Source organism: Altererythrobacter sp. (assembly GCF_050299635.1).
Classification (GTDB): Bacteria; Pseudomonadota; Alphaproteobacteria; order Sphingomonadales; family Sphingomonadaceae; genus Erythrobacter.
In genome coordinates, this window is sequence record NZ_JBNKWF010000008.1 from 35,780 (window position 1) to 47,703 (window position 11,924).

Annotated in this window: 12 protein-coding genes; 7 read left to right on the plus strand and 5 right to left on the minus strand. The window is 61.1% G+C overall.

Features of this window, described 5'->3' with window-relative positions:
* Positions 1-391: 391 nt before the first annotated feature.
* From ACQY6C_RS05830 to ACQY6C_RS05840, 3 genes are all read left to right on the plus strand, one after another.
* Positions 392-925, plus strand: coding sequence for a CarD family transcriptional regulator (locus ACQY6C_RS05830; RefSeq protein WP_427966025.1), 534 nt, complete (start codon positions 392-394; stop codon positions 923-925).
* 151 nt (positions 926-1,076) lie between these two features.
* A complete protein-coding gene (locus tag ACQY6C_RS05835) occupies positions 1,077-1,940 on the plus strand; it encodes a head GIN domain-containing protein (RefSeq protein WP_427966028.1) in 864 nt (287 codons plus the stop codon).
* Between the two features lie 83 nt (positions 1,941-2,023).
* Positions 2,024-2,362 (plus strand): hypothetical protein, encoded by a 339-nt coding sequence (locus ACQY6C_RS05840; protein WP_427966031.1) that lies wholly within the window; start codon positions 2,024-2,026, stop codon positions 2,360-2,362.
* 6 nt (positions 2,363-2,368) lie between these two features.
* Here ACQY6C_RS05840 and ACQY6C_RS05845 read toward each other — a convergent pair whose 3' ends face one another.
* Positions 2,369-3,337 carry an L-threonylcarbamoyladenylate synthase gene (locus ACQY6C_RS05845; RefSeq protein ID WP_427966034.1) on the minus strand — a complete coding sequence of 323 codons (969 nt, stop codon included), beginning with the start codon at positions 3,335-3,337 and terminating at the stop codon, positions 2,369-2,371.
* A gap of 62 nt (positions 3,338-3,399) precedes the next feature.
* Between ACQY6C_RS05845 and ACQY6C_RS05850 the strand changes: the two genes are divergently transcribed.
* Both ACQY6C_RS05850 and ACQY6C_RS05855 read left to right on the plus strand, forming a co-directional pair.
* The gene (locus ACQY6C_RS05850) at positions 3,400-5,154 is read left to right on the plus strand and encodes an acyl-CoA dehydrogenase (RefSeq protein ID WP_427966037.1); all 1,755 of its coding nucleotides are present in this window, start codon (positions 3,400-3,402) and stop codon (positions 5,152-5,154) included.
* Between the two features lie 277 nt (positions 5,155-5,431).
* Entirely contained in the window at positions 5,432-6,259 is an 828-nt protein-coding gene (locus ACQY6C_RS05855; RefSeq protein WP_427966040.1) for a DUF815 domain-containing protein, read from the plus strand.
* A 6-nt stretch (positions 6,260-6,265) separates the two neighbouring features.
* On the opposite strand, the gene ACQY6C_RS05860 is transcribed toward ACQY6C_RS05855, so the two are convergent.
* Positions 6,266-7,723, minus strand: a complete 1,458-nt coding sequence (locus ACQY6C_RS05860) for a PQQ-dependent sugar dehydrogenase (RefSeq protein ID WP_427966042.1) — start codon at positions 7,721-7,723, stop codon at positions 6,266-6,268.
* Positions 7,724-7,820: 97 nt separating this feature from the next.
* Here ACQY6C_RS05860 and ACQY6C_RS05865 point away from each other — a divergent pair, with 97 nt between their 5' ends.
* Both ACQY6C_RS05865 and ACQY6C_RS05870 read left to right on the plus strand, forming a co-directional pair.
* Positions 7,821-8,303, plus strand: a complete 483-nt coding sequence (locus ACQY6C_RS05865) for a GAF domain-containing protein (RefSeq protein WP_427966045.1) — start codon at positions 7,821-7,823, stop codon at positions 8,301-8,303.
* Between the two features lie 170 nt (positions 8,304-8,473).
* A complete protein-coding gene (locus ACQY6C_RS05870) occupies positions 8,474-9,382 on the plus strand; it encodes a YMGG-like glycine zipper-containing protein (protein ID WP_427966047.1) in 909 nt (302 codons plus the stop codon).
* 126 nt (positions 9,383-9,508) lie between these two features.
* Here ACQY6C_RS05870 and ACQY6C_RS05875 read toward each other — a convergent pair whose 3' ends face one another.
* From ACQY6C_RS05875 to rsmG, 3 genes are read right to left on the minus strand one after another with little or no spacing between them, the layout of a single operon-like run.
* On the minus strand, positions 9,509-10,492 hold the full coding sequence (locus ACQY6C_RS05875; protein WP_427966049.1) for a ParB/RepB/Spo0J family partition protein: 984 nt from the start codon (positions 10,490-10,492) through the stop codon (positions 9,509-9,511).
* Positions 10,489-11,265, minus strand: coding sequence for a ParA family protein (locus tag ACQY6C_RS05880; RefSeq protein ID WP_427966051.1), 777 nt, complete (start codon positions 11,263-11,265; stop codon positions 10,489-10,491). The genes ACQY6C_RS05875 and ACQY6C_RS05880 overlap by 4 nt, the downstream gene beginning before the upstream one ends.
* A gap of 27 nt (positions 11,266-11,292) precedes the next feature.
* Positions 11,293-11,916 (minus strand): 16S rRNA (guanine(527)-N(7))-methyltransferase RsmG, encoded by a 624-nt coding sequence (gene rsmG, locus ACQY6C_RS05885; RefSeq protein ID WP_427966361.1) that lies wholly within the window; start codon positions 11,914-11,916, stop codon positions 11,293-11,295.
* Between the last annotated feature and the right edge of the window lie 8 nt (positions 11,917-11,924).

Consider the following 11,924-nt stretch of genomic DNA (forward strand, 5'->3'; position numbering starts at 1 on the left):
ACCCGCTCAAACGGCTGGATAAATATGGGTCCGCCCATGCCGTCTCGTCGCGTGACCGGGACGTGTTCTCGTGGGCCCGCTGCCGATGTCGATTGCCCACGGCGGATTGGCAATAGAGGCGCAATATCAATCGCTTCCAACGGAAGCCGAATGTGTGAATTCGCACGTTTCGGTCGCCTTGACTCGCGCTATGTTGCAAGACTCGCAATTTTGTTGCGATTGTGTTATATAATCGATCAAGCCAGCCGGGATGATTCCGGCGCGAGTGTGAAAACAGGAAGGCTTCAGACCAGCAACCACACCTTAGACACGCGAGCGGAGCCTGTTTTTTCAGGCCCGACAAGGTGATTTGACTGTCTGTTGCCGACCGGGTCGGTTGAAAGGAATTTGCATGGCCAGCAAGGCTCCTGCATTTGTTGTCGGTGACTATGTTGTCTATCCCAAACACGGGGTCGGCCGCGTAATCGAACTCCAGAATGAAGAAATCGCGGGCATGCAGCTCGAGCTCTATGTGCTCCGCTTCGAAAAAGAGCGCATGACGCTGCGCGTTCCCGTCAACAAGGTCGAATCGATCGGCATGCGCAAGCTGTCGAGCGACAAGACGCTGAAGGAAGCGATGGAAACGCTCAAGGGCAAGCCCAAGGTTAAGCGCACCATGTGGTCTCGCCGTGCGCAGGAATATGAAGCGAAGATCAATTCGGGCGACCTCGTCTCCATTGCCGAAGTGACGCGCGACCTGTTTCGCCCGGAAGACCAGCCCGAGCAGAGCTATTCCGAACGGCAGATCTTCGAAGCCGCTTCAAGCCGCCTGGCGCGCGAACTGGCCGCGATGGAAGAAACAGACGAGCCGACCGCGCTCGAGAAGATTCTCGCCGTCCTGCGCGAACATGCTCCGCAATATTACGAGAACACCGAAGACGCCTGATCGGATCGCATCTGATCGACAGGTGCCATACGGCAATCGATGAAGGGCTGCCCCGCGGGGCGGCCCTTTTTCGTTGTGCGCTTGAAGGATCCTCCATGCTGTATTATATCAGCAACACGCCAAACGTGAGAAAACTCCTGGAGGACCCCCAATGCTTCACAAACTGCTCAAGGGCCTGGCGCCCGTTGCCGCGATCGCGCTGAGCGGCGCGCTCGGCGGGTGCAACGATATCGATATCAGCATCGACGGCGAGAAGGGTGTGCCCCTGGCACAGCTCGACATGTCGGGCGATCCGCCTGATGAACTTGTCCTCGCCGGACCAGACAAGGTGATCGTAACCGGTGGCAGCGCGCTCGACATCGATGTCAGCGGCGATAGCAAGGCAGTCGATCTGGTCCGCTTCACGCTCAAGGACGGCACCTTGGGCGTGATGCGCGAAAAGGGCAGTTGGAACGACGCGGGGCAGGCAGTGGTCAAGGTGACCATGCCCGCGCCCAGATCGATCACAATTGCCGGTTCGGGATCCGTCGAGGCGGAAGGCATGGCCGACGAAGCTGATATGATCATCGCCGGCTCAGGCTCGCTCAACGTGCGCGAACTCAAGGCGAACGAGGCTGACGCGACAATTGCCGGTTCCGGCTCGCTTACAGCTGCAGGCGCTTCGGACAATCTGGATCTCAACCTGCTCGGTTCGGGCAAGGCCAAGATGCCGGACCTCAAGGTCGGATCCGCCGATGTCACCATCGCGGGGTCGGGCGACGCCTCCTTCGCTTCGGACGGCAAGGTTGAAGCGAACATCATGGGCTCTGGTACTGTCAAGGTAATCGGGCGCGCGACATGCGAAGTGAGTTCGATGGGCTCGGGCAAGCTGGTCTGTGAAACCCCTGCCGAAAGCGAGGAGGTTGCCGCTGCAGGCAAGGCCGAAGTCAAGGGCAAGAAAGCGGCGAAGAAGGCAGCAGCCAAGCAAAAGATCGCCAAGAAGAAGAACTCGCCAAAAAAACCGCGCAAGGCGTGATCGATTTGAGCCGGGCCGTGTGTGGCCCGGTTCATCGCCCACCAATCCGCGCTATGGCAGGCCGCGTATCGAAAGGAGAACCGATGCGCGGTCTCACTCTAATAGCTCTCGCCGGCACAGCCTGCGCGCTAAGTGGTTGTATTGCCAAAACTGCTGTCGATGTCGTGACGGCACCGGTCAAGGTCGCCAGCAAGGGGGTCGACCTCGCGACCACCAGCCAGTCTGAAGCTGACGAGAAGCGCGGGCGTGAGTTGCGCAAGCGCGAGGAACGGCTGGGCAAGCTCGAGCGGCAATATGACAAGCAGCTCAAGCAATGCCGCGATGGCGATCGTAACGCCTGCGATGCGGCGAGCCAGACCTATGCCGAAATCCAGCTGCTGATTCCGACCATTCCGGCCGAGCCGGAACCCGCGGGCGATTGACGGGAATTACGCCGCAGCGCGCTTAAGCCGGTCGTTGATCGCGATGCCTATTCCTTCGCGCGGAATCGGCGCGATAGCGATGCGCGGCTTTGCGTCAGCCGCTCCAAGATGCAGGCAGTGATAGAGATTCGCCGCCGCTTCCTTGAGATCGCCTTTGGTTGAAAGCATGCAGTCTCCCGCGACCTTGCCGAAACCGATCAGAAACTCGTCCGCTTCCGCGCCTTCTGCGTCGAGCCGCACGGGCTTGCCTGGCGCGTAGTGACTGGCCAGTTGGCCAGGGGCCTCGATCCTGCCGCTGGCGACCTCTGCCGGCGCGCCCAACACCGCTGCAATCTCCTCTTCGCTGACAGGCCCGGGCCGCAGCATGGCCCATCCTGCCGCGCCGCCCTGCCCCCCATCGTTCAAGTTGCGCAGCGCAACTATCGAGGATTCAAGACCGCGCGTGCATGATCCGGCGTCGAGCACCGCATCGATCCGTCCGTCGAGCGTTTCGAGAACATGCTCGGGCGTGGTCGGGCTGACCCAGCCGCTCCGGTTGGCGGAAGGTGCGGCGAGCGGCAGCCCCGACTGTTCGATCACTGCGCGCATCGCCGGATGGGCGGGACAGCGCAGCGCGATCGTATCCAGTCCGGCCGTCACCGCAGCAGCAAGTCCTGCGCCTTTCCGGAGCGGGAGCACTATGGTCAGCGGACCAGGCCAGAATCGTTCCGCCAATAGCTCGGCGCGCTCATCCCAATCGGCAAGCGTCTTCGCATGGGCGACATCGGCAACATGGACGATCAGTGGATTGAAGCTGGGCCGACCCTTCGCGTCATAGATCCGCGCCACCGCTTGCGGATCGTCGGCACGCGCGGCCAGGCCATACACCGTCTCGGTCGGCACGGCGACAAGCCCCCCTTCCCGCAGCAATGCAGCGGACCGGGTGATTCCCTCTGCATTCCAAACGAGCCGTTCCGTAGCGTTCTTGCCGGTCATGCTCGCGCGCTATAGGTGGAGGCCAAAATTGCCAAGCGATTTACCGAGAGGATGACCCCGCCGTGACACCCTATACCCCACCGACACAGGACCAATTGCTTGCGATCCGCGTGAATGCGGGGATCGAAGAGCTTGCTCAAACCGAACGTTTCGCAGCTGCGGAACCCGACCTCGTCGAAGCGATCGTCGAAGGCGTGGGCCAGTTTGCGGCAGGCGAGTTCGCCCCGCTTAACCGGCTTGGCGATCTGGAGGGTGCGAAGCTGGAGAATGGCATGGTCCGCCTGCCCGATGGCTTTGCCGAAGCATACCAGTCCTATGTCGAGCAAGGCTGGAACGCGATTGCTTCGCCTGAAGAGTTCGGCGGCCAGGGCTTGCCCTTCACGCTCGCCTGCAATGTGCTGGAAAATCTGGGCAGCGCAAACATGGCCTTCAACCTTCTGCCGATGCTGAGCGTGGGCGCGATCGAAGCGATAGAACATCACGGAACCGAGGCGCAGAAAGCGAAATACCTGCCCAATCTGGTGAGCGGTGCATGGTCGGGCACAATGAATCTCACAGAACCGCAGGCCGGATCGGATGTTGGCGCTCTGAGATCGACCGCCACGCCGATCGAAGCAGGTGAACATGCCGGCAAATACCTGATCCAGGGCCAGAAGATATTCATCACCTGGGGTGAACACGAACTGGCCGAGAACATCATCCACCTGGTACTGGCGCGCCTTCCCGATGCGCCCGAAGGCAGCCGGGGCATCTCTCTCTTCATCGTGCCAAAATATCTGGTTCGCGAAGATGGCTCACTCGGCGTGCGCAATGATCTGCGATGCGTTTCGCTGGAGCACAAGCTGGGAATTCACGCTTCCCCCACCTGCGTGATGAGCTTCGGTGATTCCTACGCGGAAGGAGGCGAATGTATCGGCGAGCTGATTGGCGAACCCAATCGCGGATTGATGGCGATGTTCACCATGATGAACAATGCGCGCATCAATGTCGGCAATCAGGGCGTTCAGATCGGCGAGCGTGCGACACAGCAGGCACTGGCCTTTGCTGCCGAGCGTGTGCAATCGGCCCGCGCCGGTTCACCCGACAAAACCCCCGTCGCGATCATCGAGCATCCCGATGTGCGGCGCATGCTGCTGCGGATGAAATCGTTGACCGAAGGCGCGCGCGCACTGCTCTATTATTGTGCCGGTCAGGTCGATCGCGGAAATCTGGGAGACGAAACTGCCGGATTGCGCGCTGAAGTTCTGGTTCCGCTGGTCAAGGCCTGGGGCACCGATGCGGGGGTTGAAGCGGCAGGAATCGGGATCCAGATCCACGGCGGGATGGGCTTTATCGAGGAAACGGGTGCGGCCCAGCACTGGCGCGATTCGCGCATCTCCCCGATCTACGAGGGCACAAACGGCATTCAGGCCGCCGATCTCGTCACGCGCAAGCTGGGGCTGGCAGGCGGCGAAGCGGTGTTGGCGCTGGCACAGGAGATCGCCCGTGACGCGGCGGATGAACCGGCTTTGCGCGCCCTCGCCGAAGATTGCCTCGCGGTCGCCAGCTGGATGCGCGACGAAGCTACGCTCGATGACCGGCTGGCGGGCAGCGTTCCCTTCTGCACCATGTTGGCCGTGGCCGCCGCCGGGTGGCAGCTCACCAAACAGGCTCAGGCGGTGGCGAATGGCGCATCGCCCACGCTCGCAAGGACCAAACCGGTCACAACGCGCTATTTCCTCGACCATCTGGTTCCCGAGGCAAATGGCCTCAAGGCGTCAGCTGTTGCAGGCGCTGAGTTGCTATATGCACTTTCGACCGAGGCGCTTGTCGGTTAGGGCCTGTGGGGGGTTACCACACGGCCACGGCCGAAGGCGAAAACCGCCAGTTCAAGGAGTGAGGACGAGGGACATGTTGGCATGTTTGAGGACGAAGGACGCTGAAATGGCGGTTTTTCACCCGGCCCCGAAAGGGTTCGGCGCAAATCCGCGCTCGCAGCGTCACTCCCGCTTGAAAGTGGCCCACACTGTCTTCGCGCTCATTCCTCGCGAGATCGGATTTGCGGCGCGAACCGTGGTTCGCGTGGCGAACCCCCACACGCCCTAGTCAAATTGCATGACTGATCAAGGAGATCCGCTGGCACGCATTGCCGATGCGCTGGAACGGATGGCACCCTGTGTGCCAGATGCTGTCGATTGGGCGGCCCACCCCGCCTATGCCTGGCACGGCGGGCAGGTCCGCAGCGTAAAGGTCATTGATGCGCTACCGCTCGACCGGCTCAAGGGTATCGACCGGCAAAAACAGGCGGTCACTGAGAATGTCGCGCGGCATGCGCAAGGCGCTGCGGCGCATGACATGCTGCTGTGGGGAGCGCGCGGCATGGGCAAGTCCGCGCTCTTGCGCGCTGCCGTGGCGGCAGAGCAAGCACTTGATCCGAAACGCCTGGCGCTGGTTCAGCTCGATCTGGGCAGTCTTTACGCCTTGCCCGACCTTTTCGCTGCAATCGGAGGAGTCGACCGGCAGTTCCTGCTCTATCTCGACGATCTCGCATTCGATCACGGCGACGATGGCATGCTGCGCCATCTGCGCAGCGCGCTGGAAGGGAGCCTGGCGCCCCGCCCTGCCAATGTCCGCCTTGCCGTCACCTCGAATCATCGCGCGATCCTGGCACGTGACGAGCACGACCAGGCCGGGCCGCTCCACGAACGCGACCGGATGGACGATACGTTGGCGCTGGCCGATCGCTTTGGGCTGCGTCTCGGCTTCCATCCCTGCGATCAGGACGAATATCTCGCGATCGTCGCTGCCCACGCCGAGCCATTGGGGCTTGAATGGTCGAGCGACGAGGCGCTCACCTGGTCGCGTGCGCGCGGCCCGCTTTCGGGCCGTTCGGCCTGGCAATTCGTGGTCGAGCTCGCTGGAAGGGCCCGTCTGCAGCTTTAGCGCGATTTATTGCGCTGGTTCGATCCGGGCATAATCCTCTTCGCCGAAGCTCGCCCGCGGATCGCCGCGCAATTCGCGCTGTGGCCGCAACGACTTCCCTTCGATCCGGGCAATCCCCGCGCCCGGCTCTGCCCCCGGCGCGAAAACCCGCCAGACGATACCGGCAGTATCGTCGCTCACCAGCAGCGAGCCGTCACCGGCCCATTGTACCCAGGTCGGCCGGCCCCGTGTGTTTCCTTCACCATCGAGAAACGATCCCAGCACCGAAACAGGTTGACCTTCCGGATTGCCCTTGTCGTCAAAAGCGACATAGACGACGTCATAGCCTGACGGCGGCTTGCGGTTCCATGAGCCGTGGCGGGCGATAAACGCGCCGCTGGCGAAATTGTCGCCCATCAGGTGCCCCTCTTGCGTGAACACCATGCCCAAGGCAGCGACATGCGGCCCCAGCGCATATTCTGGTTTGCGAGCATATTCCCCGAGATAGGCCGGGATCGGCGCATCGACGCGAAGATCGTAATTGTCCTTCCAATAGATCCACGGCCAGCCATAGGAAGCACCAACCGGGACATTGGTGAGGTAGTCGGGCACCAGATCCGAACCGAGCATGTCTCGTTCGTTGACCACGGTCCACAACTCACCGGTCCACGGGCTCCAGTCCAGGCCATTGGCGTTGCGCAGCCCGGTGGCGAAAGGACGCCGACGCCCGGTTTCGAGATTATACTCCCAGATCATCGCACGGCCCTGTTCGGCCTCCATCCCGCGTTCACCGATGTTGGAGGCGGAGCCAACCGCCACGTAAAGGCGTTTGCCATCAGGCGAGATCGCGAAATTGCGCATCCAGTGATTACCCGCCGCCGGGAGATCCATCAGCTTCTTCGGTTCGCCCGTCACCACCTCGTCGCCAAGAGCGTAGGGAAAAGCGAGCAGCGCATCGTCATTGGCGACGTAAAGCGTGCCGTCATGCCAGCCAATTCCCGAAGGGTGCGATAGCCCCTTCTCGAGGATGATTTTGTTGAGTTCGGCCACACCGTCGCCATCTGCATCGCGCAGCAAGACGAGCTTGTTCGGCGAAGGGCCGCTCGCGCCCGCCATCTCCATCAGCCAGTCGCCAATCTTGTCTGCCAGCGAATCCCCCAACCTGGGGCCGCGCGTCAGTGTCACCAGCACATCGCCATTGGGCAGTGTGTAGAGGATACGCGGATGTTCGAGACCTTCGGCAAAACGTCCGACCGCAAGCCCTTCTGCCGGGCTTGGGGCCTCGCCCTCCGCCCAGCCAACCGGCGTTGCGATCTTTACGGTGGGCAGGATTTCTTCCTTGGGCTCGGCCAGGGTCGGTTCGGTCCCGCTCACCGCATCCATGCTGAGTTCGGCCGGATTTCCCTGTGACAGCCACCACAACAGGCCCGCAAGCAAGAGAAGGATGACCAGAAGGGCGATCAGGATCTTTTTGACGATTTGCATGGGCTTACAAATAGGCGAGGAGCGCGGCGGCGGCAATCCACTTGCGGGGCATATCCGGCCCACTTGCAGCGGCGCGCGAGATCGCTAGATCTGGACCATGTTCGATTTCTCGCCCGATCCCGGCCTCGATCCCGCCGAACGCCATCGCCAGCTTTGCTCGGCAGCCGATGCGCTGACGGACAGCGAAAGCGATGCGATCGCCAATATGGCGAATATTGCTGCGCTGATGTGGGAGTTCCTGCCTGAACTTAATTGGGCGGGGTTCTATCGCGTGATTGACGATGAACTCGTGCTCGGCCCCTTTGTCGGGCGCCCTGCCTGCATCCGCATTCCGCTTGGCCAGGGAGTTTGTGGAGCGGCAGCGGCGAGCGGCGATACCCAGCTCGTCGAGGATGTCCATGCCTTCCCAGGCCACATCGCCTGCGATGCCGCTAGCCGGTCCGAACTGGTTGTGCCGATCAAGCGCGATGGCCGTGTGCTGGCCGTGATCGATCTCGACAGCCCTTCGCCCGCCCGCTTCACGGCCGAGGATGCGAGGGGAATCGAACGGCTTGCAGAGCTGTTGTCGGGCAGGATCTGAACCAAGCCGCACATCTGCACCGACCGGCACTAACAGCCTATTCGTTAAGCGTTTTTGCTTGGCTTCGCCCCGAAACGGGACAGGCTGTGCGACCGCGTGGGAGCAATGGTTTCCCAATGCTAAATGCGGCGCGAACCCTGCGAGAATCACCTCGCAGCCCTGGGGGGATCATGATGCAAAATACCCGTTTCCTGGCCGCCGCTGCGTTTGCCCTGTCGGCGCTGGGCACATCAACCGCCTATGCGCAAACGGCGGCGAGTTCCGGCGATATTCCGGAAGGCTATGAGACTTTGCCGGTCGAGTATGCGGAAACGATCACGCCCGCCACCACCGACAATGTCGAGACCGTGACGCGGACCCGCTGGATTTCGCGCGATGTGCAACCTTCCGCCGTGCGCATGGAACCGGAAATGACGCATCATGGTGCGGATTATGCCCAACATGGTTATGCGCCCTACCCTGCTTCCTATCCCGTCACTTTCGACCGCGAAACCTGGCTGGAAGAATGCCATGCCCGCACCCGCGGCGTCGATCGCGAGAAAAGAGGCGGAATTATCGGGGCCTTGCTCGGCGCGATCAGCGGCGGAATCATCGGCAATCGGGTTTGGGACAGCGAACGCCTGGCAGGAACCTTGATCGGTGGCGGCCTGGGTGGACTGGCCGGGGCAGCAATTGGCAGCGCGATCGATTCGGGCAAGAAATCCGAGCCTGTCTATGACTGCGAGGCGGCATTGGATCGCTATATGAGCGGCACGAGCTATCCCGTTCAGCACGTCGCATATCGCAACATGCCGGCGCCCTATTATGGCGCATATGCCCCTGCCTATGCTTATGCGCCGGTTCAGGCTCCCGCCTGCGCCTGCCAGCAACCGATGGCGATGATCGAAGTGCGCGAGGAAATACCTCAGCGTGTGGTCGTACGCGAGAGGGTCCGCGAGGAATGGGTCGACGAACCTGCACTGCCCCGCGAGCCTGCGAGGCGTATCATCGAGGAACCTCAGCCGCCTGCACCGACCAAACTGATCAAGCAGTCCGGCAAATCGGTTCCGATCAAGCGCAAGTCGATCAAGGGAAGCTGATTGAGCCAATCAAAGTCGCGCCACGCAACTTGGCAATGGCAAAACTCGCCTGCGGAACGAATTGCCACACAGAGTCGCGCCGGGATTCTTCAGAAGAACCCCTAAATTGAACCACGAGCTTGATCTCTAGATATCGCCGCCAGTCAGTCGCTGGCAGATGAGGTCGAGCTGGTCGAGCGTGCGGTACCGGATCGTGACCGCGCCCGATCGCGGATCGGCGTCGGTCTTGATCCGCACATTCATGCCGAGAAACTCCTCGAGATGTGCCTGGACCGCGGCGATATCGGCATCCTTGGCCGGTTCGCGCGACGACTGCCCGGCTTTCGCTCTGCCAGCCGCATCCGCACCACCGTTACGAGCGAGCTTTTCGACTTCACGGACGGAAAGATTGTCATTGACCGCGCGGCGCGCCAGTTCGAGCGCTTTTTCCTGCCCGATCAATGCCCTGGCATGACCCATGGAAAGGCGATTTTCCTCCACCATATCAAGGACTTGATCTGGAAGTTGCAACAATCTCTGGAGATTGGCGACGTGGCTGCGCGACTTTTCGACCATGCGCGCAATTTCAGCCTGCGTCATGCCCTCCTCTTCACTCAACCGATGGTAGGCGCGCGCCTCTTCAACCGGATTGAGATCTTCGCGCTGGATGTTCTCGATCAGGGCCAGTGCCATGACCTCACGATCGTCAAGATCACGGACCAGTGCCGGGATTTCGTGCAATTGTGCCTTTTGCGCCGCTCGCCAACGGCGTTCGCCCGCCACCAATTGGTAGCGACCCTGGCCGCGCGGACGAACAATAACCGGCTGAATCACACCACGCGCCGAAATCGAGGCGGCAAGTTCGTTCAACGATGCCTCGTCGAACCTCTTGCGCGGCTGACCGGGCAATGGCTCAATCGAGGCAATTTCAAGCGAAGTCAGCGCGGAGTTCCGGTAATCACCTGTTTCAGAGCCAGTTTCCGCTGCGCCGGTAATTTCTCTCCTTACCAGCGGCTCTTCACGGCGGGATTCACCCAGCAGCGCGCCGAGGCCCTTGCCGAGTTTCTTCTTGCGGTCGGAAGCGCTGCGATGCGGGACCGAAAAGCGGATCGGATCGGTGGTATCGCTCATGCGGCTTTCCTTTCACGCGGCAAGCGCCCGATAAGTTCGCGCGCCAGGGCGATATAGGCCCGGCTTCCGGGACAGGAATGATCGTAAACGAGCGCCGGCATGCCATGGCTGGGCGCTTCCGACAGTCGCACATTGCGCGGAATAACTGTTTCAAAAACAAGGTTTCCGAGGCATTCGCGCACATCATCTGCGACCTGATCGGTGAGATTGTTGCGCCGATCGAACATGGTCAGTGCGATGCCGGTGATTCCGAGCGACGGGTTGAGCGCCTGCTGCACGCGCTCGACCGTCTGCAGAAGCTGACTCAAGCCCTCGAGCGCAAAGAACTCGCATTGCAACGGCACCAGCAGCGTGTCCGCCGCCGAGAGCGCATTCAGCGTCAGAAGCCCAAGCGACGGCGGGCAATCGATGAAGCAGATGTCGTGCCCACGGTGGTTGTGCAAAGCCCGCGAAAGCCGTTCAGCACGCTCTTCGACCGAAACCAGCTCAATCTCGGCTCCGCTGAGGTCGACTGTCGCCGGAACCAGGTCAAGACCGGGAATACCCGTTTTTACAATGGTTTCGCTGAGCGGGACCTCATCAACCAACAAGTCGTAGCTCGAAAGATCGCGCGCTTCGCTACCGACACCCATGCCGGTCGAAGCATTGCCCTGAGGATCGAGATCGATCAGCAGCGTCCGCCAGCCCGTCGCAGCCATTGCCGTGGCAATGTTGATGGCAGTGGTGGTCTTGCCAACCCCGCCCTTCTGGTTCGCAATGGCAATGGTAATCATCGGTTTCGGTCCACTTTCTCCGGTAAATCATTCCGGCATTGGGGTGCTCACGATGATGCCTGCGTCGGAATCGGTCAATGATTGTTCCACGTGGAACAATTTCCGACTCTTCGCTGGCAGCTCTGCCAATTCTTGCGCCGCGGAACGCCCTTTGGGCAACAGGTAGGTCGTCGCTTTTGTGGAAAATGGTGCGGATAAGCGGAGGAGTTTGGGCAGAGGCGCGAAGGCCCGTGCCGAAATGACACTGGCCGGGAAAGGAGTGACCACCTCAAGCCGTCTGCCTTCGATCTCGCATTTGGACAGACCGATCTCCTGCACCACCCGATTGAGCCACTCAACCCGGCGCGCACGCGATTCAACAAGGATTACAGGGAATTCCGGCTCGATGGCGGCGATGACCAGGCCTGGAAATCCGGCACCCGTCCCCAGATCGAGCCACTTGCCTGATGTTTCACGTGGAACAAATTTCAGTAACTGAGCGCTATCGGCGATGTGCCTTTGCCAGACCGTTTCTTCGGACGGGCGCGAAATCAGGTTCTGTTTGCGGTTTTCTTCAAGAAGCCTCGCGATCAGCAACTCCAATCGCTCCATCGCTTCTTGATTGGCCAGCGAAGCGACAAAATCGCGCGCGGTAGACTCGTCAGCAATCATAACAGAGT

What these genes read in the sequence shown, in the direction of transcription:
- ACQY6C_RS05830 (WP_427966025.1), top strand. Translation starts at nt 392, where the DNA reads ATGGCCAGCAAGGCTCCTGCATTTGTTGTCGGTGACTATGTTGTCTAT.
- ACQY6C_RS05835 (WP_427966028.1), top strand. Translation starts at nt 1,077, where the DNA reads ATGCTTCACAAACTGCTCAAGGGCCTGGCGCCCGTTGCCGCGATCGCG.
- ACQY6C_RS05840 (WP_427966031.1), top strand. Translation starts at nt 2,024, where the DNA reads ATGCGCGGTCTCACTCTAATAGCTCTCGCCGGCACAGCCTGCGCGCTA.
- ACQY6C_RS05845 (WP_427966034.1), bottom strand. Translation starts at nt 3,337, where the DNA reads ATGACCGGCAAGAACGCTACGGAACGGCTCGTTTGGAATGCAGAGGGA.
- ACQY6C_RS05855 (WP_427966040.1), top strand. Translation starts at nt 5,432, where the DNA reads ATGACTGATCAAGGAGATCCGCTGGCACGCATTGCCGATGCGCTGGAA.
- ACQY6C_RS05860 (WP_427966042.1), bottom strand. Translation starts at nt 7,723, where the DNA reads ATGCAAATCGTCAAAAAGATCCTGATCGCCCTTCTGGTCATCCTTCTC.
- ACQY6C_RS05865 (WP_427966045.1), top strand. Translation starts at nt 7,821, where the DNA reads ATGTTCGATTTCTCGCCCGATCCCGGCCTCGATCCCGCCGAACGCCAT.
- ACQY6C_RS05870 (WP_427966047.1), top strand. Translation starts at nt 8,474, where the DNA reads ATGATGCAAAATACCCGTTTCCTGGCCGCCGCTGCGTTTGCCCTGTCG.
- ACQY6C_RS05875 (WP_427966049.1), bottom strand. Translation starts at nt 10,492, where the DNA reads ATGAGCGATACCACCGATCCGATCCGCTTTTCGGTCCCGCATCGCAGC.
- ACQY6C_RS05880 (WP_427966051.1), bottom strand. Translation starts at nt 11,265, where the DNA reads ATGATTACCATTGCCATTGCGAACCAGAAGGGCGGGGTTGGCAAGACC.
- rsmG (WP_427966361.1), bottom strand. Translation starts at nt 11,916, where the DNA reads ATGATTGCTGACGAGTCTACCGCGCGCGATTTTGTCGCTTCGCTGGCC.